Raw genomic sequence first — 24,485 nt, 5'->3', positions numbered from 1 at the left:
GTAGGATAGCTGCTAAACCAAACAGATCTATTCTCATCTTATCAGAGTAAATTCGGGTTGGGATTTAAAAAAAAGAACCATTTCCCAATCAAAAATTAATCACCGTTTAAAAAGAAAACAATGAAAAAAATACTCTTATTCGCCTGTGGCCTTTTCTTATTTGGCATGGCCTCCCAAGCACAGTCAACTGACACCGCTGCAGCAAAACATCGTCCACGCATGGAACGTAGTGGTGGTGGTCGTATGATGGGCATGATGGGGCCCAATAAAGAGCTGGTAAAAAAGCTGAATCTTACGACTGATCAGCAGGCCAAACTCAAGACGATTAATGAAGATTTCCGCAAACAGGCCGCAGATATTAAAAACAACAGCAGCCTGTCGGATGACCAGAAAAAAGAGTCTTTCCGTGATCTCTTTAAAAAGAATCGCGAAGCGCAAAATGCCGTTTATACCGATGAGCAAAAAGAAATCATCAAAAAAGACATGCAGGAACGTCGCCAAAACAGAGGCCAAAGAAGGGGCGGACGTCCTGGTGGCAATAACGGCCAGCAATAATTTGAGATTTATTGACTTTAGCCGAGATGGATAACGCTGAAAATCAACACGCTGTCCAAAACGAATATTTTAATGCTTCCCGCTAACAGTTAAATGAGCGGTGCTGCTCTCAATCAATTTTGAGGATTGCACCGCTTTTTCTATTTTTACAGGGTAATAAAAGGTTTCGGCATGAAAAAGTTCGCAGCGTTATTAACGCTACTAATGATGATAGGCTGCACAGCCAGTTTTGCGCAAAAGCACAAAAAGCGCAAAAAAAACAAATCTGATACACCAACAGAGGCACAATTAATGGCTTTTAAGGCAAGCTATACCAAATTACTCGGTGATTCTTTGCAGATTCCACGAGAAAAAAGGGATACGGTTGCCGCCATGCAGGTACAGTTCCTGCTCAAAAGAATGAAGATTTCTGATGACAAGTCACTCTCCAAAGAGGATAAGGAAGTTCGATATGGCATGCTGGAAAATGATAAATACATGCATCTGGGCGCCATTCTTTCCATGGAGGAGCTTCAGCGACTGGAAGCCTTTGAAACCCGTCAGAAAAAAAGGCAGAAAGAAATGGAGAAGGAACGTCAGGATCAATATAATCAGCAGGCGGAACAAAGGCGACAATATAACCAACGATATAACAGAGGATATGGGGGCTATGGTGGGTATAATGGATATTGATCCCTTATTGCTTTTATAAAATTTTAAATACAAAGAGCCGGTAAAATAAAACCGGCTCTTTGGCGTTTTTATTATACTTCATACCATTTGAAGGCAATAGAATAGTATTCAATAAAACAACAGAACAAATGAAACGTATAATTGTATTTTTTGCGGTCTCCCTGTCCCTTTTAATGGCCACGGCTACCGCTCATGCACAGTTTATACGGGAAAATGCCTTCAGGCTGCCCATCATTGCAGGTGAAGTGACTTTTATACAAAATGATACGGCATCTGCCTTATATGCCGATGATTTTTACCCTATTGCAAAAACCTGGATTACACAAAACTTTCCAACTGCAAAATTCGCTCAAGAGAAAAATCAAGGGGATGATCAATTAGAGACATCCATCAGTTTTAAAATTGACGACCAACATAGGCAGGCGCCTTTATATTATCAGGGTACGCTGCATCTTAAATGGAAGGATCAGGTCATTCAGATAAAACTCGACGAGCTTAGTTATACGCCGGGCCATCCCAAAGGCAAGTCCAAAAAAAATGCCGGTGTTACCAATGTTTCTTTTCAGGTAAAACAACAGGTGCTTTCCGGAGCAGACAAGCTTTACCCGCACACTTGGGATTCCTTAAATGAATATGGAGCTGCTCTACTGGAAGACTTTAGTCATTACATTCAGTCGTCTGCCAAGCAGATGCTCTAAAAAAGTCTTATGCATTAATTTGCCCCAGTTAGCATATCTGCACGCTTTCTTCCAGTGCCGGTAGCAAAATGTCAGGATACCTTTTTTTGTAATTTCTTATGCCAGGTCGGTGATTTTAGCCATTAATACACAAACCTTTAAACAATAGGGTGGGCTATTACGCTTTTAATTTAAAGCGCAATAGCCCACCGTATTGTTTGTAAATCATCAAGGACTATAGTAAATCGAACGCAAGAATGTCTTTTGCCTTTCGATTACTGTTGCTGCGCCCACCAAAGCGGGCTAAGTACCGCATCACCAGCGCCACCCAGCAATCCAACAGCTTGTTGGTAACCATTGGGGTTCTGATTACTCAGCCCAGAGGGGTATTTCAGGCGCTGCGGCTGAAATTTTATGCTTGCCTCAGAATAGGTGCCATCTGTGAGCCCTGGCAGGGTGGTGATCGCTTTTTCCACCGTCGGGTTTTCAAAGAATGGCAAACCCAGCCGGCGATGATCACTCCAGTTTTCCAGTGGCACCCAAGGCACCTGGGCCAGGAACTTCTGCGTAATAATCTTGTTTAAATGATCATTTTTCTTTCCTGCTTTATATAATGCATTATTTGGATATTTGATCTGTGCCGTACCAGCCTGGCCTGAAATCCCATCTTTAAAGTTCATTGTACGCGTTAGTGGCGGCTCTGTTGTATGGTCCCAGTCTACTGAGGTTCCGTCATTGTTATATGCAGTTGACCCCAGATAAGCACTCAGGTATTTATCAATGCCCCAAAAATTAAAACTAGCTTTAATGCCGTCTTCATAGGCTGTTTTACCTGATAAAGGAACTGTCCATCCACGAACACTGGCTTCGGCCAGCAGAAAATAAGTCTCCCAGGAGCCAAAGAAAACCCGCTTTTCTGTGCTTTTTCTAAAACGCATATTCAGCCGTGGCATGGTGCCGCCATAGTTTACCAGTTCATTTAACTGATCTTTGTCTCCCCAATCGCCATCAATACGTGCATTAAACGTGAAGGCAGCATTGACCTTCTTTACTACCTTAAGATCATCTCCCTCCTTTTTATATAGATTTCTGACTGTGGTTCTGTCATAATCACCATTTTGATCCGGAAAATTACTGTTTAGCGTATCCCCTGGAATACAAAATACGACGTAAGCTCTCGGATCAATTGTATTGGGTAAACCATCCAGCCAATACCCTGCATTTGGATCATTATTTTTTAAAGGGAAAAAATCCGTATAGCGCAACCCAAGATCATTCGCTGGTTTCACGTATTTTGAAAAGCTCGAAGCCAATTGATCTGCCGAATTGATGCCACCCAATCCCACTGTTAGATTCCTATAAGTGACAGACATTGGCTGTACATCCCATGAACGGCTCATCACACCGGCCAGATCTGTCCAGCTGTCCTGTTCCTGAACGGCAAAATTATCACTATTGACGGTGATTAGTTCATCCATTGACTTTGCTGCATCCTCGAACTCCGCTTTTGCCTTGTCAGGATCCACTTCAGACAGGCGCATGGCCAGTCTCAGGCGCATGGAATTGCCGTACTTTTTCCATTGGGCAAAATTGAACCCAAAGGCAGGATCTTCCTTGGCTACGCTCTCTGGAACGGTGATGGATACGTCCATTTTTGATGTTGCATCTTTTAATTCATCCAGCATAAAATAGTATACGTCTTTAACGCTGGCATACTCAGGATTAACACCCTTGAAGCCGTCAATAGCAATCGGTCCCCAGTTGTCGGCCATTTCGCTCATTAAGTATGCGCGCCAAATGCGAGCCACTTGCAGCATATCATTGGTATATTCTTTTAAGTTTTCCTTTGTTTCGAGTCTGCTCTGTGCAATTTTTATGGCGCTATTAATGCGGGTTTGCCAACTGGCTTGCCCATTCCAGTAATTGGTCGTCCAGCCATCATTATAATTACCTACACTAATCACACCCGGAGATGGGGCATCAAAATCCGCACATTGACGTCCGGCAGCTTCCCAATACAATACAAAGGAGCGTTCTGCAATATCTGGATTCATTTGAGCACCCATAATCGCATTATTGATCAGATATTCCACCTGAATCTGATCTTCATTCGCTGCTGTAGGATCCGTATTCACTTCATCAAACTTTTTGCAGGAGGCTAGTACCAGCGAAGCCGCTGCCACCCAACAGGCATATCTTAAAGTATGTTTTATTATCGTATTCATTTCTGATTGATTTTGAAATTTAGAAACTCAGGCTGAGATTAAACATGAAAGACCTAGTGGTCGGCGGTGCGGCGTTTTCAAAGCCAACTGCATTGGTACCAGTCGCATATACTGATTCCGGATCAATTCCATGCAGATGGCTGGAAATCATCCATACATTATTGCAGGAAAATCCGAGACTCGCTCTTTGTACCGGTGATTTTTCCAACCATCTTTGCGGTAGATTATAAGAAAGTTGTACGTTACGAAGCCTGATATTGGTCGCATCATACAGATTCGCTTCCACAATGCCGACATTGCCACTTTTTTGAACAGCCTTCCAGTATTCCTCTGTGCTAACCTCTGTGGTATTGTCTACATAACCACCTTTGCCATCTTCGATTACGCCATTGACAACCATTTTACCCCTGTTGGCAGTAACCCCTGCGGTGCCAGCAGCCTCCATGGCGGCATAGGTAGCAGAGAATATTTTACCCCCGAAACGGCCATCCAGCAAGAAGGACAGGTTAAATCCTTTATAGGAAAAATGATTGGTTATGCCCAACAGATAATTGGCCTGTTGGTTACCCAGGTCATACTTATCCGCAGTTCCCTGTGGCAGCCCAGTGCCTGAAAGCAGTAACTGTCCATAATATTTACTATCAGGATCATCCACACGCAAAAATTTTGTTCCGTAAATCTCTCCGTAATTCCTGCCCGTCTCTGCGACAATTGAAACGTCATCATAACCACCTAAACTATAGGTATGGTTTTCATCCGTCAGCGCTATAATCTTGTTGTTATTTTTAGAGAAGTTTACTGTCATATCCCAGTTCAAGGCCCCGGTTTATTCAAAACACTGGTATTCAACACCACTTCAATACCTTCATTTTGAATATTGCCGGCATTAATCATTTTGCTGGAATAACCACTTAATGCATCCTGTGGGATTGCCAGTAATTGTCTGGTTGCGTTGGTTTTATACCAGGAAATGTCCAGGCCAATCCTGTTTTGCAAGAACTTCAGTTCCGTACCAATTTCAGTGGATTTGATCAATTCACTTCTTACATCAGCATTGTAAAAGGTGCTGCCTGTGCTGGCATTGGTATTGCCATTAGGATCCTTACCAATACTATAGGTGTTGTATAGTTGATAAGGCTGTAACCCATTACCTACTTCTGCCACTGAGGCGCGTAGTTTACCATAAGTAAACCAGGAAGGTACATTGCCGCCTGTCTTACGAATCATATCCGTAAATACATAAGACAGACTAAGGGACGGATAAAAATAGGAACGGTTTTCTTTACTCAAAGTAGAAGACCAATCATTTCTGAAGGTTCCATCTAAAAAGATATATCCGTCATAATTTACCTGAACGGTACCATATAAGGAATTAATTTTCTGATGGCTATATGACTGGCTAACCGTAGGACTATTTACACCGTTATTCAGTAGGAATAAATCAGGCACCTCCAGTGAACCAGATCCTGAACTTAATGAAGAGAGGGTTCTATCCATCAGGTTACCACCTACATTTACAAGCCCACCAAACTTCCCAAAGACATTATCCTTTTGTGCATTAATCAGAAAACTGTAATTGGTTTCTGTAAATGAGTTCTTACCTTCACTGTATTGGTTGGTCAGCGGTCCACCAGCGTAGGTCTTCCCTTCTGTGGCTGTATTATAAATATCAGCGCCTCCTTTAATTTCAGCATTCAACCAATCATTAAACTGGTACTTTAAGGATCCGTTCAGCAAGAAGCGGTCTCTGGTATCACTATTCAGGTTATATTTCGAGGCCCAATAAGGATTGACTTCTGAGGAAGCCGGCACATACCAGATCATTGCTCCATAAGGATCTGTCGCTGCTGAAAAATCACGGATATCCAAACTGCGCGGCAACTGATACATCACCGCAAAGGCATTACCTGCATTGACCCCGCCACTTGGGCGATTATTGGCTGTAGAGTTACTATACTGAACTTTAGTATCCAAGGTCCAGCGATCATTCTTGCCAAATTTGCTGACAGCCCTTGATGTCAGATTTGTCCGTTCATATTTGGAACCCGGCAACATACTCTTATCATACAACCTGTTGAAGGAAGTATAGATAGAGGTCTTGTTATATAACTGGGAGAAAGAAACATTCGTGCTGTTATTAAACCCATTGCCAAAATAGTTCTTCACATTATCATAAGCTTGCATATTCGCTTTTGACCCATCCCATTTCTCATAGGACTGGCCCTTGATTTGAGGCCCCCAACTGGCCCCTGATGTTTTGTCTAAAGTTCCGTTATCCCCCTGACCATATTGACTCTGCATATCAGGTTGCGTAAAGACACTTTCAATTCCAAAATTAGAGGAAACGGTAATACCCAGGCCATCTTGTTTGTGCCCGGTTTTTGTTGTAATCAGGATTACACCGTTACCTGCTCTGGATCCATAAAGTGCTGCCGCTGCAGGGCCTTTAAGGACACTGACGCTGGCAATATCATCTGCATTGATATCAGAAAGGCCATTGCCCATATCTAAGGAAGGATTCCAAAAATCGTTGGTACCTCCTCTTGGAACACCGGCATAGTTATCAATTGGGATTCCATCCACCACGATCAGAGGTTGGTTATCTCCGGTCAATGAGTTGTAACCGCGTAATACAATTTTTGTAGATCCTGCAGGTCCATTACTGGATTTTATCACCTGTAACCCTGCAACCTTACCAGAAAGCGTATTCGTTACGTTGTCTTCATGGCGATCAGCGAGTTCTGCTCCTTTGATCTCCTGCACACCATAACCCAGCGATTTGCTTTCTCTTTTAATTCCCAGGGCAGTTACTACAACGTCTGACCCTGCAGAGGCGGCTTCATTTGCGGTCATTATGACTTGCATCGAAGCGCCAGTTACTGTCTCTTCTACATCGGCAAAACCAATGTAGGAGAAGTGCAACACATCTCCCTTAGCAGCTTTAATATGGAAGGATCCGTTGTCTGCTGTCAATACTTTGAGCTGGCCATTTTTTACAGCCACTGTCACCCCTGCAAGTGGTGACCCTTCACTGGATTTGACTACCCCGGAAACTTCCTGTGTCTGGGCAAATACGTTGCCCCAAAGGCATAGGCCTGCTATCAAAAAGCATAATGCCCTTAAAACAACTTGGATCGTTTTTTTCATAAACATTACTTTTGCGTTGAGTAAAATTTTTAATTTAGCTTATTTGTTTGTTTTCCATTGTACTTGCGACCCTATTTTGACAGCGGTACGCAATTAAATTCAGCCTGATTCCTCTATGCGCTATTTATTTAAAATATGCTCCATCGGACAGTGCTTAATATTTTCAATAACCAGTGTGGCGGCCCCGATAATTTCGGCTTCATGGCCTAACTGAGATAATTCAATTTTTGTATTGCTTACGAGTCGTGGAATACAGAATTCATTAATAGCCTGCTGTATAGGTGCTAGCCAAATCCTGCCGGCTCCTGCCATCCGACCACTTAATATAATCTTACCTGGATTGATTAGGTGCATCAAAATCGCAATACCTCTACCGATATTATAAGCAACAGCTGATATGATCTCAATAACTAAGGTGTCCCCCAAAATAGCGGCATCAATAAATTGTCTTGCAACCGCCTCATGGTCGGTTTCATCGAGATTATTTTTAGTCAGATAAGTTGCCCTTCCAGATCTAATTTCTGCTTTAGCTTTGCGGATCATATAACTTAATGAAGTCTCCGTTTCTAAACATCCGGTTTTGCCACAACTGCAGAGCTTTCCATTTTTAAATAAGGGTATATGACTAAACTCCCCCGCGAAACCATCATTTCCTCTAAAGAGTTTGCCGTCCAGAATCATACCCAGGCCAATACCCCAACTAAGATTAAGAATCATGGCATTTTTCTCATTTACGGCCTGACCATATTTGATTTCTGCTAATGCAATCGTAGAGGAATCATTCTCAATAAAAGTTGGATAGCCCGTCTTTTCTTTGATATATGCCCCTGCTATATCTCCAAGAAACGTATAATTTGCTCCTTTAGCGGCATTAATAAAGCCTGGCATTCCGATACCAATACCCAGGATCTTACTTTTATCGATGGGAGCCTGTTGAATACTTTCATTAATAGCATCGGTGATTTTTTCCAACGCCTGGTCATTGCCAGCCAGACCTAATTCCATTTGCTTTACAGGCACTACCAGTTTGCGATTGGCATCCAAAATCGCTATGCGCGAAACAAATTGATCCATCGCTACAGCCACCAAAAAAAATGTATCTGGGATTAGGGAATGTGTTTGAGGTCTTCGGCCTCCACTGGAAGGGGCCAGACCTTTTTCTACCAAAACACCACTATCCACAAGTTCAGAAACTAACTTCATGGCCAGGGAATGGCTTTTACCGATCTGCTCGCTGATTTCTGCAAAAGAGAGCCCGTCTGTCAAAAACAGGGATTTGATAATATTCTTCTTATTTAAAATTGTTTTTTTGGACATAAGCTCTTGTTTTAAACCAATTTCATGGCATGAAAGTATAATAAACTTTTAATTTTTTAATAGAAGTATTGGACTTTTTTTAAACAAAATTTAAAAATCTTCACAAACAAATAATTGTTAGGGAGTTACAAATTGTGCAATTTGCTATTACAGTTGTTTTTTTCATAAATTTTCTGAAAAATGGTTAGTATGATAGCACTTTTACAAGCGCTGGCGCAAAACCCATCCGGCCAAATAACCTAATCCTGCCACTGGATTACAAAACAATCCATTTTGCTTACTTTGGGGTATTTTATATTGCTTTAATTGTGCCGCCAACTAATCAAGCCTATTGCACTATTTTAAAATTCGCACAGCAACCATTGTGGATAAAATGTTACTAACTGAAGATTTGGTCGTAGCCGTTTAAGCCGAAATAAAAATTAAGTACTATTTAAGCACTTTTCAATATCTTGATAATTAATGTGTTAAGAAAACGCAGCCTCGCAAATATGACATTTGCATGACCAAATACATTTTTTTCGAGACTGGCTGTGAGTACCTTTGCCCAGTGAAATTCTGTGGTATTAAAATTTGTCTGCATTTGTCTGCGTTTTTAAGCTCTGGCCGCTAACGAACAGATTGAAAGAGCGTGAGGCGATAAATTTCAAACCAAAGAAAGCACAATTATTAAACAGGGGACCCATTAACATGGAAATTGAACAGTTTCATATAGTTGGCATAAATTATAAAAAGACAGATACATCAATCAGAGGGCAATTTGCCTTAAATACACAAGGATATGCGAATCTATTAATTAAGGCACAGGGACTGGGAATCAACAGCCTTTTTGTGCTTTCCACCTGTAACCGTACCGAAATATATGGGATTGTCCCTTCTGTGGAACTGTTAACAGAATTACTTTGTTCAGAAACCCAGGGAGATATTAACACCTTTAAATCTTTGGCATACCATAAATCTGGTCGGCAGGCCATCGAGCATTATTTTCATGTAGCCTGTGGCCTGGATTCCCAAATTCTGGGTGATTATGAAATCGTTGGCCAGATTAAACAAGCGGTCAAATTTGCAAAAGCTCATAATTGTATTAACGCCTTTTTAGAGCGGCTCTCCAATACCGCGTTTCAGACATCCAAAGCCATTAAAAATCAAACAGAACTCAGTGGCGGAACGGTCTCAGTCGCCTTTGCTGCCATCCAGTTTCTTAGGCTGCACCTCTCTGACATAAGTCAGAAAAAATTCGTTCTGGTTGGAACGGGTAAAATCGGTCATAATACTTGTAAGAACCTCATTGATTATTTAGGCGCAAAAGATATTACTTTAATTAATAGGAGTCAGCAGAAGGCCGAAGTTATCGCAAAAGAGCTGGGCCTTAAAACGCGCCCTTTTGAGCAGTTAAAATCAGCAGCCGACGCAGCAGACATTGTCATTGTTGCCACTAATGCACCCCAACCGATTTTATTCAAAGAGGATTTACAAAGTGCAGGCAAAAAAGTACTGATTGACCTGTCTGTCCCTCGCAATATTGATCTTTTGGTAAAAAACAGGCCGCAAACGATTTTGGTCAATGTAGACGATCTCTCAAAATTGGCAGATGCCACCCTGAAAACAAGGCAAGGGGAAATTCCTAAGGCCCTGACCATTATAGACGCCTATTTGGCAGAGTTCACCCAGTGGTATCAGATGCGTAAAAATGTTCCTATAATACGCGCTGCTAAACAATCACTCTTGGATATCCACCATTGTTCCTGGTTCCAATCTTTACAGGCTCAGCAATGTGTTAATCCTCAACAACAGGAAGATGCCATCAAAACCGCTATTAAAAATCTGGCGATTAAGATGCGCAGTCAGGAACAAACTCCGGGCTGTGCCTATATTGAAACGCTACATGATTACTTAAATAATACGGCAATACAAGGACACGCTTTGGAGAACGGCCAAGGACACCCCAAAATGGATTCTGAGCCCCTGAGTGCGGAGCCACATTAATCTCCATAAAGTTCTACCAGTAAAGAACAGTGCTTTTCTATCGGACTCAACTGTTCTTTAAATCTTATATAACCGCTTCCTGCCATTTAGGTTATATACTTAGTCAAACGGGAGGCGTATTTCTTACATAAAGCATACAACAAACGATTAACATGGACGGTGAGCGGGTTTTAAAAATAGGCACCAGGGATAGCAAACTTGCATTATGGCAGGCAACTACTGCGGCAACAATGCTGCAATCCCTAGGAATCCAAACCAACATGGTTCCTGTAAAAAGCGAAGGGGATCTGGATCTGGTGACTCCTCTTTACGCCATGGGCGTACAGGGTGTATTTACTAAAACCCTGGACGCATTCCTGCTTAGTGGTAAAATCGATATCGCTGTTCATTCCTTTAAAGATGTCCCGACCGTGTTAGCCCAGGGCATCAGCCAAGCTGCTGTGCTGCCAAGAGCGAGCGAAAAAGATCTATTGGTCTTTAAAGATCCCGCATTCGCAGCGGCTTTTTTAAAAGGAGAGGATAAAACACTTAAAGGAACAGTTGCCACCGGTTCCGTCAGACGAAAAGCGCAGATTCTTGAACAGTTCCCCGAAATGCACATTGAGAATCTGCGTGGCAATGTACAGACCCGGATGCAAAAACTCCAGAGCAATCAATGGGACGGCGCCATCTTTGCTGCAGCAGGACTGGAAAGAATTGAAGAGCGTCCTGAAAATGCCGCAGCAATCCCCTGGATGCTTCCCGCTCCGGCTCAAGGTGCCATTGTCGTTGTTGCCAGGACAGATGACAATGAAGCGATCCAGCTAATCCATAGGTTAAACAATGAGGCGACTCAAAAGGCCGTAAAAGTGGAAAGGGATTTTTTAAATACCCTGATGGGCGGTTGTTCTACCCCGATCAGCGCATTTGCCAGGGTCGTCCATGATACCATACAATTTAGCGGAAGCATCCTCTCCTTGGATGGCCGCCGTAAATTCAGCTGTAAGCAATCAGCTGGACTGGATCAATATAATACACTTGGCACCCAGGCAGCCAAAAAGCTCCTTGAGCAAGGAGCCGATAAGATCGTGGCCGAGATCAGAGCCGGGGCGGCGGCAGCCGCGACCACGCCTCCTTTTGAAGTGCCCCCAAAATCTTAATACAAATAACCTGAAACAAAAGTTTAACCTAAACAGATGATTCATGATTAATACACTGATCTCCACAGCAGAAATCACCGATCAAGACGCCATCAAAGCGTGGGATTTTGGATATAGGTTATATACATTTCCATTAATTAATAAAGAGCTCTCTTATGACACTGAAGTTGAGCAAAGGATTTTTGAATTAGGCAGGGACTCCATAAACGCCGTGTTTACCAGTGAGGTCGCCGTTAGGTCAGTCTTTGAAAGGTTAGAACAAAAACCAGACTGGAATATCTATTGTCTTCAAGGCAAAACCAGGACTGTTTTATTAAAATACGTACCAGAAGCATTGATTGTAAATATGGCGACCAATAGCACAAATCTTGCGGCCACCATAAAATCTGACTTGTCTGCTTTCAGGCAAAGACCCGCTGTTTTTTTCTGTGGAGACAAAAGAATGCCCACCCTTCCAGCCACCTGCAAGGAGCTGAATGTCCCCCTGGAGGAGTTAATCTGTTATAAAACAAGTTGTATTCCCTCTAATATCGGAGGTGACATAGAAGGCATTCTGTTTTTCAGTCCCTCTGCCGCTGAATGCTTTTTTAACCATAATCCCCGTATGAATAATGCAACCGTTTTATTCGCCATAGGCGAAACAACCGCTGCATCTATCAGGGCATTTTGCAATAATACAACCATTGTCGCCCCGGAGCCTACGCAGGCTGCCCTCTTAAACGAGGTAAAAATTTATTTTGACAAACAAAAAGCATCTGAAGCCTAATTCTCATTTATGACAACAAGTACACTAAATATGGCAACCTCCATAAAAAACGATTTAATCTTAAGGACATTAAAAGGCGCCTCGACTGAGCGTTTTCCTGTTTGGATGATGCGCCAGGCGGGTCGTTATCTGCCGCAATATATCGCCCTTAGAAACAAATACTCTTTTTTTGAAAGAGTTCAAACTCCTGAACTGGCTGCAGAGATTACACTACAACCAGTTGATATCATTGGTGTGGATGCCGCCATTTTATTTTCTGATATCCTGGTTATCCCTCAGGCGATGGGTATGGAAGTGCAATTAGTGGAAAAGCTGGGGCCTTTACTGCCTGATCCAATAAAAACAACAAATGATCTGGACAGATTACAGGTGCCGGATATTGAAGAAAAACTGGGCTATGTGACCAGCGCTATAAAATTAATCAAACAGGAATTAAATGGCCGCGTTCCTTTAATCGGTTTTGCCGGTGCGCCCTGGACTTTACTATGTTACATGGTACAGGGTAAAGGCTCAAAAACCTTCGATGAGGCCAAGGCATTTTGTTATCAGCATCCTCAGTTGGCTGCACAGCTCCTACAAAAGATCACTGATAGCACCATCCTGTATCTGAAAGCACAGATAAAAGCAGGGGCTGATCTGATCCAGGTATTTGACAGTTGGGGGGGCTTTTAAGCAAAACTGATTTTGAAACCTGGTCTCTGCCTTATCTCAGTCAGATCACGGCGGCCATCCAACAGGAGGCCCCCGTTATTTTATTTGCAAAAGGCGCCTGGCAATCCCTTCCCGATATGGCCAATACAGGTGCCCGGGGTCTTGGGATTGATTGGTGTATCGAACCTGAAACGGCCAGAAAACTGGCCGGCAAAGATATCGCGCTGCAAGGTAATTTTGACCCTTCCAAACTGTTACTGCCCATTCCCGAACTCAAAAAGGAAGTGGAAAGAATGCTTACTCGTTTTGGAACGGACTGCTGGATCGCAAATCTCGGTCATGGTATCTTACCTAATATTCCGGTAGACCATGCACGGGCCTTTGTAGAGACGGTAAAAAACTTTGAAAGAAAATAAAATTAAAGGTTATACATTATTAGAAGGCCTAATCAATATTTGCGTTGAATAAATAAGAGAGCTGTTATGGTAGCAGAAGAATTTAAGATCAAGGATGTGGCACCACAAATGGGACCGTCCAGTGATGGCCTTCGCGAACGCTGGTGTGCTTTTATCCTGGCACTGCAAAATGATATCTGTGCAGCATTGGAAAACAAAGATGGCAAAGCGGTATTTACGGATGAACAGTGGGCCAGAACCAGCCCGGAAGGCAAACAAGAGGGCGGAGGCCGTACAAGAATTATTACAAACGGGCATGTTTTTGAAAAAGGAGGCGTCAATACCTCTATCGTTCACGGACCGGTAACGGAACCTATGCGTCAGCAATTGGGCATGAACGGACATCAGTGGTTTGCCGCTGGTATCAGCCTTGTTATTCATCCTATAAACCCATTTGTACCCACGACACATGCCAACTGGCGTTATTTTGAGCTCTACAATGAAAAACAGGAGGTAATCCGACGCTGGTTTGGAGGGGGAGCGGATCTAACCCCTTATTACCTGTTTGACGAGGATGCCCGTCATTTTCATGGCTGTTTTAAAACAGCCATGGATCCTTTTGGCAAAACGCTATACCCGGCTTATAAAACCTGGTGCGATAAGTATTTTAATAATAGCCACCGCGGTTTTGAGATGCGGGGCATAGGCGGCGTGTTCTATGATCATTTAATACCTGAAGAAAATGGACAGCAACATCCGGTTATATTTTCTTTGGAGCAGGCTTTTGCCTTTCAGCGAGCAGTTGGATCTCAGTTTATCCCGGCCTACCTACCTATTGTAGAAAAAAGGGCAGATACGCCTTATACGGATCAAAATACATACTGGCAACAGATCCGTAGAGGTCGGTATGTAGAATTCAACCTGATCCATGACAGGGGTACTTTATTCGGCCTTAAAACAAATGGGCGTACGGAAAGTATCCTGATGAGTCTGCCGCCTCAGGTAAGGTTTGATTATAATTATCAACCTTTACCCGGGTCACCAGAAGCGGCACTTTTGGATGCCTGCCAGCATCCAAAAGATTGGGTGTGATGGCGATAGTATTTGAGTAACCCAATTACCAGCCCGACTTTTTAATATTAAAATCAGTCCGCTGGATCAATATAAATATTAAATATCATGTATTTACAAAGAAGAAACAGAATAACCAGACGCTCTGAGGCCATCCGTGGTCTGGTAGCAGAGACAGTGCTTACTCCTAATGATTTTATTTTACCGCTATTTATTGATGAAGGCAAGGATATCGTCTATGAGATTCCTTCCATGCCGGGTTATTACAGGCGTTCATTAGATAAAACGCTCCAGGAAGTGCGCGAACTGTGGGACCTGGGCATTAAAAGCATCTTACTTTTTGTAAAAACGAATGACAGCACCAAGGACAATACAGGCAAAGAAAGCTGGAATCCGGACGGACTTATGCAAAGAGCCATTAAAGCGATTAAAGACGCCGTTCCAGAAATGGTGGTAATGACAGATGTAGCCCTCGATCCTTATTCTCAGTACGGTCATGACGGGATTGTGGATGTTAAATCCGGTTATATATTAAATGACGAAACCGTGGATGCGCTCACTAAAATGAGCCTGTCTCACGCGGATGCAGGCGCAGATTTTATCGCTCCCAGTGATATGATGGACGGGCGCATTGGTGTATTTAGAAAAGCATTGGAGGAAAACGGACATTCCGGCGTTGGCATCATGTCTTACAGCGCCAAATATGCCAGTTGTTTTTACGGTCCTTTTAGGGATGCACTGGATAGTGCCCCTGGCTTTGGCGATAAGAAAACCTATCAGATGAATTATGCCAACCGCATTGAAGCCATTAATGAGACCCTGCAAGATGTTCAGCAGGGTGCTGATATCGTAATGGTTAAACCGGCAATGGCTTATCTGGATATTGTAAGAGAAGTTAAAAATGCAGTAACCGTACCAGTGAGTGCCTATCATGTCAGTGGCGAATATGCCATGATCAAGGCCGCTGCAAAAATGGGCTGGCTGGATGAACAAAAGACAGTACTGGAGAGCCTGACTTCCATTAAAAGAGCAGGGGCTGATCTCATAGCTACTTATTTTGCAAAAGATGTCCTGCAGTTACTGGGTTAGAATAGGCAGATATACTTTTAATGTCCCGTCTCTACCAGGATCCAGAGTACAATTAATACCACCAGCAATAAGGTAATAAAGTAAAGAGCGGCTGAGCCAAGTCCAACTAAAACAGACTTGATCCAGCCGCTTTTATATACACGGTGTATGGCCAGGATATAATAAAGTAAACAGACAATCAAGATGATATCGCTGATTTGATATTGTATATGCTGAAATGGATTGATCAGGCCTATCAAACAAAGGATAAAAACAAAACTATGGACATGCAGCGCAAAGACAGCATGGTCCACAAAATAAAACCGCTTTTGCCGGATCAAAAATAGTTTTAAGAGCGCAGCAAGCATTGGAATCATAAAAAAGAAAACCTTTGGAATGGCATGCAAAAGTCGCTGTTTAAACTCCATTGGATGATCACTTAAATCAGTCAGTAATCCATCGCTGACTCTTGCAGCATATTTAGTGCCTGTACCAACTTGCCGGCCCTCTTTTGCTGCCTCGGCCTCCGCCCTTTTTTCGATGGACAGTTTTTTGGATAAATCCACTTGAGTTGTCTTAGCGGCTTTTGGCGCACTATTTACTTGAATAAATTGCCGTTGGAAAATGGGCAATAACAGAAAAAACACAATGCTTATAAATATATACAACGAAATCGGTGGGATATATCGTTGTCTTTTTTTCTCCTGATAGGCAATCGTTAATTTACCCGGTGAAAAGACCAGCGCCTTCAGCGTTTGCCAGAACTTACTATCATAGTGAAAATAATGCGCCGTAAAATGACTGATAAGCCCCCAGAAGGTATCCTTATGTAGCTTTGTCTGCTGGCCACAATTAGCACAGTAATTGCCAGAAGCTGCAAAGCCGCAGTTGGGACATGTATTCGCATTTGACGCAGCTTGCTCACCACTGTCTATAACAGGTTGCTGATTCATACAGAAATTTAGAAGTTCAAAAATCGGAGCACGAACGCTCCTTCACAAATTTATAACAAAGAATTGAATATAGGCGGAATCTTATCCTTAAGAATACTGCTGCATCTCATACTCCTCCACCTGCCTGGTCTTTGACGAAAAAGAAACACCAACGGCTATTTTCTTTCTTGGATCCACATCATAGGGGCTAAGATATCCCCATGCTTTTAAATCTACTTTAATCTGTTTCAGCGCTTCACTGGCAGTGCCATCCAGTTTTAATTCCAATATATAAATATAATGGGCGGTCTTAACCTGAACATCACATCTGCCCTGGGCACTGTGGACTTCGCTATAGGCTTCCACCCCCTAACAGTGTAAAAATAAGGATGGTCAGCGCATGAAATACAGACTCGGTATCGGGTCGCCACACATCATAAGCAGTCTTGGCAATTATAGCATTTAGGCCGAGGATCATGGCTGAGACATCGCCCTGTTTGAGCGCATTTTTAATGACTTCCCATCTCAGCCAGGGAATCTATGCCTTCCATGCCCCTGTATGCACCCAGTAATCCATGCAGGAAGCTGGACTTTATCTCCAGGTTGGGGAATCCCAGGTTATAGACCTTTCTGTCTGGAGAAATGTTTTAATGGTCAAATACCCTGTCTGGAAGAGCAGGGCACCCATATTTGGGTTTTTTGTATCAAAATTAGACAAAGCAAGTCTGCCCATTTGTTAGGTTTCCACATCATACTTCCACTCCTTTTTAAGTAGCCTGATCAGAAATGTAGGTGCTCCTGTTGCATACCTATAACCGTTAAAATCAGGCTCAATCCTAAAATTTAATTGTGAAAATGCGTTATAAACCCAGGCCTGCAAATCCATGGTATAGCCAGACCGACATTTCGTTGGTCCTTTCTGAAAATTGTATTTGCCAAAATATTATTACTGAACAGCTGTGCACTCCTACATAAAAAAGCCAAAACACGATACTACTGGAAGCTTTTAAAGCTTTGCCTAGCCGCAATTATATAATTGCGGTTAAAGAAGTCTATACCGGCAAACCCTTATTTATTAACCAATACCTGCTAAATTTTAACCCAGTTAAGGTTAATTCAAAAAATTTATTTTTATTGCCGGGTTAAGCAATAAAAAGCTTTCAATTTACTGTTTACAAATAGCTTTACTTCACAATTAAACTAAAAGCCCGTTTTTATGCACAAGGCAGACTTTTTTAATAGAAAAAATAGGGCCATGCGACTAGCTAGTGTTTTATTTGGTTTAAATATTCTGATGGCGATTTCAGCCATGGCTCAGCGATCAATTGCTAAGCAGATTTTTATCCCGTCTCACCTAAATACGGTTCCTGAAAATAACGATTTTAGGGACAGCGCCAGTGAATATTGTTATCAGCGCAGTATACAGGGGCCGGATATCGTTATTTTCTGGTCAAAAGAATATGGGCCCGATCCCATGAAAAATCCAGATTCCACCAGAAGATTTGATGTAAAAAGAGCTCTTCATGAATGCGAACGCTTCTATAAATTCTATGTTGAACGTTTAAAGCTAGTGCGCAAAACAAATGGCGTTGCCAGTAAATACAAAATTATCTTTTTAGTGGTAGGCGGTAAAGACAACACCGCCTATGGTTGGGGCCAGGATAGTGTGGGCGTCCTATGGACGCCCGCCTCACGTATGAGCCGTTACCCTTATGGCGTTCTGGCACATGAGCTGGGCCACGCCTTTCAGTATCTCGCATCTCTGGATTATGGCAGCAGGCTGGACGGGCCTATTACAGAAATGGCCGCTCAATACATGCTATGGCAGGTTTACCCCAATTGGCTGAGCTTTGAAAACTATCACCTGCAGGCATTTTTGCAGCAAACACATCTCGCATTCGAGCACCCGGCTGATACCTATCACAGTCCATTTGTCCTGGAATACTGGTCAGAGAAATACGGAAAAAGCATTTACGCTGAACTATTGCACCAGGCCAAAAAAAAGGAAGATATCGTCCAGGTGTTTAAAAGGATTCGCCATATGGATGACCGTCAATTCGCAGATGATCTATTTAAGGGCGTGCGCACCTTTATTACCTGGGATCTACCTAGAATCAAAAAAGTAGCAGCGCCTTATGCCAATCAACATTACACAAAAATGGATAGGTTAGCAGGAGGCTGGTACCGACCAGATAGTATCAATATTCCGCAAAATTATGGCTACAACGCCATTCACCTTGCCTTACCAAAACCCGGAGAAAACCAAGTGTTATTGCAATTCCAGGGACTAACAAAAGCGGATACCCTGAATGGGAAAATCATTACAGCTGGTTGGCGCTACGGTTTTGTTGCCTATAATAAGGACGGTTCTACCTATTATAGCCCTATGGGCAGTAAGCCAAGCGGCAGCCTCTCTTACAGCTTGCCTAAAGGCACTAGCTTTCTTTGGCTGGTGGTTATGGGTGCCCCCGGCAAATATATTCCGGTCAATTGGGATATAGATCCCCATAAAATTAAATATAGTCAGTGGCCTTACCAGATAAAGCTATCAGGAACACATTTATTTAACCAAAAGGATTAATCCTTTACATTTGCTAGGACTCGTAACGGCCTTCTTTTGACCTTTACCAGATTGAAACTATATTAATATTACTAATATTACCACTATGATACGTAAATATGCGCTGATGCTCCTTTTATTCTTCCTTCTCTTTTCCTCCCTAAGCAATGCTACGGTCAAAATCAAAGGAAAACAAGAACAAAAGGTAGTAATAACCACCGCTCATACAGCGCTGGTCTATCTGGTAGATAGTAACAGCCAACTGCAACAAATTTATTTGGGTTCAAAGCTCAGCAGTCCATCGCTTTACCGTGATGTCAATGCTGATTTTAGAAACGAGAACCCAACTTTGGGCATGGGTTTCCCAACGGGCGGGGCAACTTATCTGAATGAACCTGCCATGGAAGTTTGCCACGCAGACGGCAATATGTCTCTATTGTTAAACGTGCAACAAGTTGAAACGAAAAAAATAAATGACAATATTACCCAAACCGAGATTATTATGAAAGACCCAGCCTATTCTTTCTGGGTCACCCTGCATTTTGACAGTTATTATAAGGAGGATATTATTTCGACCTGGACGACCATCCACCATAACGAACAAGGAAACGTAACCTTAGACAGGTTCGCTTCCGCCTTTATCAATATATACTGGGATAAGACTTATCTGACGCATTTTTATGGTGAATATGAAAAAGAAATGGAAATGAATACCGCCAAATTACAACCGGGTATTTTTTCCATCCAGTCAAAACTTGGTGTAAGAACGGCCTGTAATTATAATCCGTCCTTTTTCATCTCTCCTAATGCTACGGTAAGCGAAAACGACGGAGAAGTTTTTGCAGGCACCCTTGCTTATAGCGGCAATTTCAATATTCAGTTTGAGCAGTTAAAGCTTAATATTGACATGGGCAACTCCCTTAGAATCATTCCAGGCATAAATGCTTACGCCTCCCATTACCCTTTAAAGGCAGGACAAACCTTTACCACGCCTAAATTTATCTTTTCCTATACCCAAAAAGGGCTTGGGCAGATCAGCCGCAATTTTCATCACTGGGCAGTTGACTATGGTATCTATAATGGACATCAAAAAAGGCTGACCCTGCTCAACAATTGGGAAGCCACTTATTTTGATTATGATCAGGATAAACTAGTAAAGCTCTTTGATGGTGCCAAGAAACTGGGGGTAGACCTGTTTTTACTTGACGATGGCTGGTTCGGCAATCAATATCCCAGAAACAGCTCAAATGCCGGTCTGGGTGACTGGCAGGCTGATAAGAAAAAGCTACCGGATGGCATCGGCTTTCTGGCTCGACAAGCAACAGCCAAAGGGTTAAAATTTGGGATCTGGATCGAACCAGAAATGGTCAATCCTTCCAGTCAGCTCTATAAGCAGCATCCGGACTGGGTGATGACAGCACCCAACCGGCCACTGCATCTTTATCGTACCCAGCTTGTACTGGATCTGATCAATCCCGCTGTGCAGGATTTCGTCTTTGGTGTAATAGATTCGCTGATGAAGCAGGCGCCTTCCATTTCTTATATGAAATGGGACTGCAACCGCTCCATGGACAATGCCTACAGTCCATATCTGGGTAAAAATCAAGCTGGCTTATATATCAAGTACACGGAGGCTTATTATAAGGTTTTGGATAGAATTCGTAGTAAATATCCCAACCTGCAGATGATGCTATGTGCCAGTGGTGGTGGTAGGGTAGAATATGGTGCCTTAAAATATTTTCAGGAGTTCTGGCCCAGTGATAATACGTATCCAGTTGACAGAATAAGATTGCAATGGGCAACCTCCATTTTCTATCCGGCACTCACCATTTGTAATCACGTAACGGCAGCCGGCAGGGAATCTTTGAAATACAAAATGGATGTGGCCATGTCAGGAAAGCTCGGCTTTGATGTGGATGTGGATAAAATGAGCGAGTCAGATCTTGAACTGGCCCGTAAAACGGTGGATAATTATCATAAATACCAGTCAGTTATCAATTATGGAGACTTATACCGACTCATCTCTCCTTATTCGACCAACTTCTCTTCACTGATGTATGTGGACAGTACGAAGTCCAAGGCTGTACTCTTTGCCTATAGCATGGAAACAATGGGGCAAGACACCTGGCCGGTTTGGCACTTAACCGGCCTTGATCCTCATAAAAATTACCGCATACACGAGATTAACCTCCCTTCAGACGGGTCGCCTCATTTTCAGCAGGATGGCCAGATTTTCAGTGGGGAAACGCTGATAAGTCAGGGATTAAAATGGTTTCTAAAACATAAAGAACAAAGCGCCGTATTGGTTCTGGAAGCAGTTTAGATGAGAGAAAATAAAAAAACAACCGAATTCGCTATATAGTATTAAAGGCATGCAGACGTTTGCGCTGTCTGCCTTTATTATTTCTAATATCGACTAACATACGTTACTTTTGTGCCCTGGATAGCTTTTACCTAATTAGTTAGCCCAGAAAATTAAATAATAAAAACAGTTTTAAGTTAATTCCATCAGGATGAAAAATACGCCTTTTTTAGAGAAACATTTAGCGCTGGGCGCTAAAATGGCTGAGTTTGCAGGATACAATATGCCCATTAGCTATACCGGTATAAATGATGAACATTTTGCCGTGAGAAACAGTGTGGGCGTGTTTGACGTAAGTCATATGGGTGAATTTATACTTAAAGGACCTGATGCCCTGGACCTAATTGACCGCGTCACTAGCAATGACGCCTCCAAACTCGTTGCGGGTCAAGCTCAATACAGCTGTCTGCCCAATGATAATAGCGGCATTGTAGATGATCTGATCGTTTATTGTCTGCAGCCCAATCAGACTTATTTACTGGTAGTCAATGCCTCAAATATAGAAAAAGACTGGAACTGGATATCGGCCCATAATAATAAAGGCGTTGATATGAAAAATATCAGCGACAACACTTGTTTATTAGCCATACAGGGACCTAATGCCTGTAAAGTCATGGAAAGTTTAACGCCCACAGATCTGCAGCAACTCAAATATTATACTTTTGAGAAAAATAGCTTTGCCGGGGTGGATAATGTGCTGATCAGTGCAACGGGTTATACCGGTGCAGGTGGTATTGAAATTTATTTTGAAAACAAAGATGGCCATGCAGAAAAAATCTGGGACGCCATTTTTGAAGCGGGCAAAGCTGCCGGCATCAAGCCCTGCGGACTGGGAGCGAGAGACACCCTGCGCCTGGAAATGGGCTATTGCCTCTATGGGAATGATATTGACGACAAGACCTCTCCCTTGGAGGCAGGACTGGGATGGATCACTAAGCTTAAAAAGCGGGCTGATTTTCCTTCTAAAAACGCTTTAATTGAACAAAAAGCTGCAGGTATCACTCAAAAGCTGATTGGCTTTGAAATGATCGAAAGGGGTATCCCAAGGCATCATTATAAAATTGTGGACAGTGAAGGGAATCAGATCGGGCAAGTGACCAGTGGAACCCAGTCTCCCTCATTAAGTAAGGCCATTGGTCTGGGCTATGTAGCGCTGCCTCATGCAGCGCTTGATAAAGAAATCTTTATTTCTATCAGAGATAAAGGAATCAAAGCAAAGGTGGTAAAAACGCCTTTTGAATAAACAGCGATAAATAAATAGAAATATATTTATATGTAGCCTATTCGCTCCTAGGGTAGGTTAAAGGTCAGATAACTTATCCAAACCTAAGCGGCTGAAAGAAATAAAAGTTCTTTTCAGCCGTTTTAATTTAAAATAAATCTGATAAAGTTCACATATGAGCAAATTACGCAATTGGATGATGCTTACCGGTTTTATTGCTCTTTTCTCCACCTTTCTGGCCGGGTGCGGTCGTACGATAAAAGAGACAGGAAAAGCTTCCTATTATGCAGGAAAGTTTATCGGTCGTAAAACCGCGAATGGGGAAACTTTTAGAAAACGCAAGCTGACGGCCGCCAGCAAGACCTTGCCTTTTGGCACCCATGTAAAGGTAAAAAACCTGAAAAACGGCAAAACTGTTAAAGTCCGGATTAATGACAGGGGCCCTTTTATTCCCGGAAGAATCATTGATCTTAGCTGGAAGGCTGCAAAAAGATTAGATATGCTGGATGATGGCGTTGTGCCGGTTCAGATAAAATATAAAAAGCACTAATTATATTAAACAAACCAGCCTAGATTAAATGCTGACTGTATCAAACGCTAATAACTGATTTTGAAAAAAATAATTTTCTCGGTAACCAATGACCTGGTTTATGACCAACGGATGCAAAAGATCTGTACCTCTCTTGCTACAAATGGTTTTGATGTAATGCTGGTAGGCTTTCATAAAAAAAACAGCAAATCCCTAGGCCAAAAGAAATTTAAACAGCACCGACTGGGCCTTTTTTCCCGAAAAGGACCGCTATTCTTTATAGAAACCAATATCCGCCTTTTTTTCTATTTAGTATTCCATAAGGCAGATATCCTGGTGGCTGACGATCTGGATACCGCCCTGCCGGTATTATTTGCATCGGTCATCAGAAGGTCTATTCGGGTATTTGATGCGCACGAACTATTCTGCGAGATGCATGATATTATTTCCCGGCCCAGGATCTATAAAATTTGGAAAGCCATAGAAAGGTTTTGTCAACCTCGTTTTCCACTGGGCTATACAGAAAATGATGGTTATGCTGCTGCTTATCAAAAAATGTATGGGGTTAATTACTTTATTGTAATGAACAGCCCCTACCTAAGAGAAGTACCAGCCACCTTGCAAAGAGACCAGCATAGTCTGATCTACCAAGGGGTGGTCGAAAAAGGCCGTGGTTTTGAGGGATTGGTTCCTGCTATGCAAGGTGTAAATGCCCATGTGACGGTTTGCGGTAATGGCTCTTATCTCGGCGAAGTAAAGGCAGAGATACAGAAGCGAAACCTCACTGACAAGTTTGATTTTAAGGGCTTTGTATTGCCAGAAGATTTAAGTAAATATACCCGGCAAGCCTATATCGGCCTAAACCTGAATGACAATCTGGGGGCCAGTTTTTTTCTTTCCCTTTCTAATCGCTTTTTTGATTATATGCATGCGGGTATTCCACAATTGACAATGAACTATCCAGAGAACAAAAAAATTAATGACCTGTTTGAGATAGGTGTATTAATCGATGATTTACATCCCCAGACAATTACCCAAGCTTTAAACAGGCTGCTAACAGATAATGCACTATATGCCCGTTTACAGGCAAACTGTCTAAAGGCGCGGGAAATTTATAACTGGAACACAGAAGAAAAAAAACTAATTCATTTTTATAAAGGTCTAAAACCATAAACATACATGCAAGTGGCCTAACACATTAAAACAGGCCC

The 24,485-nt window shown here is 42.5% G+C and carries 19 protein-coding genes and 1 pseudogene; 14 read left to right on the top strand and 6 right to left on the bottom strand.

Annotated features, from left to right (window positions below):
- Positions 1-120 precede the first annotated feature (120 nt).
- The 3 genes from FSB73_RS09115 to FSB73_RS09105 all read left to right on the top strand — a co-directional run bounded on the left by FSB73_RS09115 (position 121) and on the right by FSB73_RS09105 (position 1,925).
- Complete coding sequence (locus FSB73_RS09115; protein WP_146781179.1) at positions 121-555, top strand: hypothetical protein; 435 nt, start codon at positions 121-123, stop codon at positions 553-555.
- A gap of 171 nt (positions 556-726) precedes the next feature.
- Positions 727-1,227: a hypothetical protein gene (locus FSB73_RS09110; RefSeq protein WP_146781178.1), complete on the top strand. Its 501-nt coding sequence runs from the start codon at positions 727-729 to the stop codon at positions 1,225-1,227.
- A gap of 128 nt (positions 1,228-1,355) precedes the next feature.
- Positions 1,356-1,925, top strand: a complete 570-nt coding sequence (locus FSB73_RS09105) for a hypothetical protein (RefSeq protein WP_146781177.1) — start codon at positions 1,356-1,358, stop codon at positions 1,923-1,925.
- A gap of 254 nt (positions 1,926-2,179) precedes the next feature.
- On the opposite strand, the gene FSB73_RS09100 is transcribed toward FSB73_RS09105, so the two are convergent.
- The 4 genes from FSB73_RS09100 to FSB73_RS09090 form a co-directional block, all read right to left on the bottom strand.
- A complete protein-coding gene (locus tag FSB73_RS09100; protein ID WP_146781176.1) occupies positions 2,180-4,129 on the bottom strand; it encodes a SusD/RagB family nutrient-binding outer membrane lipoprotein in 1,950 nt (649 codons plus the stop codon).
- A gap of 19 nt (positions 4,130-4,148) precedes the next feature.
- Positions 4,149-4,946, bottom strand: coding sequence for a hypothetical protein (locus tag FSB73_RS24655; RefSeq protein WP_225974653.1), 798 nt, complete (start codon positions 4,944-4,946; stop codon positions 4,149-4,151).
- The gene (locus tag FSB73_RS09095) at positions 4,943-7,276 is read right to left on the bottom strand and encodes a SusC/RagA family TonB-linked outer membrane protein (RefSeq protein WP_225974652.1); all 2,334 of its coding nucleotides are present in this window, start codon (positions 7,274-7,276) and stop codon (positions 4,943-4,945) included. Before FSB73_RS09095 ends, FSB73_RS24655 begins: the two co-directional genes overlap by 4 nt.
- A 120-nt stretch (positions 7,277-7,396) precedes the next feature.
- The gene (locus FSB73_RS09090; RefSeq protein ID WP_146781175.1) at positions 7,397-8,593 is read right to left on the bottom strand and encodes an ROK family protein; all 1,197 of its coding nucleotides are present in this window, start codon (positions 8,591-8,593) and stop codon (positions 7,397-7,399) included.
- 690 nt (positions 8,594-9,283) lie between these two features.
- On the opposite strand from FSB73_RS09090, the gene hemA reads away from it, so the two are divergent.
- From hemA to hemB, 6 genes and pseudogenes are all read left to right on the top strand, one after another.
- The gene (gene hemA / locus FSB73_RS09085) at positions 9,284-10,579 is read left to right on the top strand and encodes a glutamyl-tRNA reductase (protein ID WP_146781174.1); all 1,296 of its coding nucleotides are present in this window, start codon (positions 9,284-9,286) and stop codon (positions 10,577-10,579) included.
- A 152-nt stretch (positions 10,580-10,731) separates the two neighbouring features.
- The gene (hemC, locus tag FSB73_RS09080) at positions 10,732-11,718 is read left to right on the top strand and encodes a hydroxymethylbilane synthase (RefSeq protein ID WP_146781173.1); all 987 of its coding nucleotides are present in this window, start codon (positions 10,732-10,734) and stop codon (positions 11,716-11,718) included.
- Positions 11,719-11,761: 43 nt separating this feature from the next.
- Complete coding sequence (locus FSB73_RS09075; protein WP_146781172.1) at positions 11,762-12,484, top strand: uroporphyrinogen-III synthase; 723 nt, start codon at positions 11,762-11,764, stop codon at positions 12,482-12,484.
- Positions 12,485-12,493: 9 nt separating this feature from the next.
- A pseudogene (hemE, locus tag FSB73_RS27535) lies at positions 12,494-13,551 on the top strand (uroporphyrinogen decarboxylase).
- A gap of 66 nt (positions 13,552-13,617) precedes the next feature.
- Positions 13,618-14,622 carry an oxygen-dependent coproporphyrinogen oxidase gene (hemF, locus tag FSB73_RS09065; protein WP_225974651.1) on the top strand — a complete coding sequence of 335 codons (1,005 nt, stop codon included), beginning with the start codon at positions 13,618-13,620 and terminating at the stop codon, positions 14,620-14,622.
- 87 nt (positions 14,623-14,709) lie between these two features.
- Complete coding sequence (gene hemB / locus FSB73_RS09060) at positions 14,710-15,690, top strand: porphobilinogen synthase (protein WP_146781171.1); 981 nt, start codon at positions 14,710-14,712, stop codon at positions 15,688-15,690.
- 17 nt (positions 15,691-15,707) lie between these two features.
- Here hemB and FSB73_RS09055 read toward each other — a convergent pair whose 3' ends face one another.
- On the bottom strand, positions 15,708-16,622 hold the full coding sequence (locus FSB73_RS09055; protein WP_146781170.1) for a DUF3667 domain-containing protein: 915 nt from the start codon (positions 16,620-16,622) through the stop codon (positions 15,708-15,710).
- 87 nt (positions 16,623-16,709) lie between these two features.
- Positions 16,710-16,967: a PD-(D/E)XK nuclease domain-containing protein gene (locus tag FSB73_RS09050; RefSeq protein ID WP_146781169.1), complete on the bottom strand. Its 258-nt coding sequence runs from the start codon at positions 16,965-16,967 to the stop codon at positions 16,710-16,712.
- A gap of 889 nt (positions 16,968-17,856) precedes the next feature.
- Here FSB73_RS09050 and FSB73_RS09045 point away from each other — a divergent pair.
- From FSB73_RS09045 to FSB73_RS09025, 5 genes are all read left to right on the top strand, one after another.
- Positions 17,857-19,182 (top strand): DUF6055 domain-containing protein, encoded by a 1,326-nt coding sequence (locus FSB73_RS09045; protein WP_146781168.1) that lies wholly within the window; start codon positions 17,857-17,859, stop codon positions 19,180-19,182.
- Between the two features lie 85 nt (positions 19,183-19,267).
- A complete protein-coding gene (locus FSB73_RS09040; protein ID WP_146781167.1) occupies positions 19,268-21,484 on the top strand; it encodes an alpha-galactosidase in 2,217 nt (738 codons plus the stop codon).
- Positions 21,485-21,674: 190 nt separating this feature from the next.
- The gene (gcvT, locus tag FSB73_RS09035; protein WP_146781166.1) at positions 21,675-22,766 is read left to right on the top strand and encodes a glycine cleavage system aminomethyltransferase GcvT; all 1,092 of its coding nucleotides are present in this window, start codon (positions 21,675-21,677) and stop codon (positions 22,764-22,766) included.
- Positions 22,767-22,920: 154 nt separating this feature from the next.
- Positions 22,921-23,295: a septal ring lytic transglycosylase RlpA family protein gene (locus FSB73_RS09030; RefSeq protein ID WP_146781165.1), complete on the top strand. Its 375-nt coding sequence runs from the start codon at positions 22,921-22,923 to the stop codon at positions 23,293-23,295.
- Between the two features lie 60 nt (positions 23,296-23,355).
- A complete protein-coding gene (locus FSB73_RS09025; protein ID WP_146781164.1) occupies positions 23,356-24,447 on the top strand; it encodes a glycosyltransferase in 1,092 nt (363 codons plus the stop codon).
- Positions 24,448-24,485: the final 38 nt, after the last annotated feature.

The organism is Arachidicoccus ginsenosidivorans (genome assembly GCF_007971385.1).
GTDB classification, from domain to species: domain Bacteria; phylum Bacteroidota; class Bacteroidia; order Chitinophagales; family Chitinophagaceae; genus Arachidicoccus; species Arachidicoccus ginsenosidivorans.
The sequence above is the reverse complement of the archived record's forward strand: the minus strand, read 5'-3'. Positions and strand labels throughout refer to the sequence as shown.

Bases quoted from the DNA above. Each gene is read 5' to 3' on its own strand.
- hemC (WP_146781173.1), top strand. From the start codon at position 10,732: ATGGACGGTGAGCGGGTTTTAAAAATAGGCACCAGGGATAGCAAACTT.
- FSB73_RS09115 (WP_146781179.1), top strand. From the start codon at position 121: ATGAAAAAAATACTCTTATTCGCCTGTGGCCTTTTCTTATTTGGCATG.
- hemF (WP_225974651.1), top strand. From the start codon at position 13,618: ATGGTAGCAGAAGAATTTAAGATCAAGGATGTGGCACCACAAATGGGA.
- FSB73_RS09055 (WP_146781170.1), bottom strand. From the start codon at position 16,622: ATGAATCAGCAACCTGTTATAGACAGTGGTGAGCAAGCTGCGTCAAAT.
- gcvT (WP_146781166.1), top strand. From the start codon at position 21,675: ATGAAAAATACGCCTTTTTTAGAGAAACATTTAGCGCTGGGCGCTAAA.
- FSB73_RS09045 (WP_146781168.1), top strand. From the start codon at position 17,857: ATGCGACTAGCTAGTGTTTTATTTGGTTTAAATATTCTGATGGCGATT.
- hemA (WP_146781174.1), top strand. From the start codon at position 9,284: ATGGAAATTGAACAGTTTCATATAGTTGGCATAAATTATAAAAAGACA.
- FSB73_RS09100 (WP_146781176.1), bottom strand. From the start codon at position 4,129: ATGAATACGATAATAAAACATACTTTAAGATATGCCTGTTGGGTGGCA.
- FSB73_RS09105 (WP_146781177.1), top strand. From the start codon at position 1,356: ATGAAACGTATAATTGTATTTTTTGCGGTCTCCCTGTCCCTTTTAATG.
- FSB73_RS09040 (WP_146781167.1), top strand. From the start codon at position 19,268: ATGATACGTAAATATGCGCTGATGCTCCTTTTATTCTTCCTTCTCTTT.
- hemB (WP_146781171.1), top strand. From the start codon at position 14,710: ATGTATTTACAAAGAAGAAACAGAATAACCAGACGCTCTGAGGCCATC.
- FSB73_RS09095 (WP_225974652.1), bottom strand. From the start codon at position 7,276: ATGAAAAAAACGATCCAAGTTGTTTTAAGGGCATTATGCTTTTTGATA.
- FSB73_RS09030 (WP_146781165.1), top strand. From the start codon at position 22,921: ATGAGCAAATTACGCAATTGGATGATGCTTACCGGTTTTATTGCTCTT.
- FSB73_RS09090 (WP_146781175.1), bottom strand. From the start codon at position 8,593: ATGTCCAAAAAAACAATTTTAAATAAGAAGAATATTATCAAATCCCTG.
- FSB73_RS09075 (WP_146781172.1), top strand. From the start codon at position 11,762: ATGATTAATACACTGATCTCCACAGCAGAAATCACCGATCAAGACGCC.
- FSB73_RS09110 (WP_146781178.1), top strand. From the start codon at position 727: ATGAAAAAGTTCGCAGCGTTATTAACGCTACTAATGATGATAGGCTGC.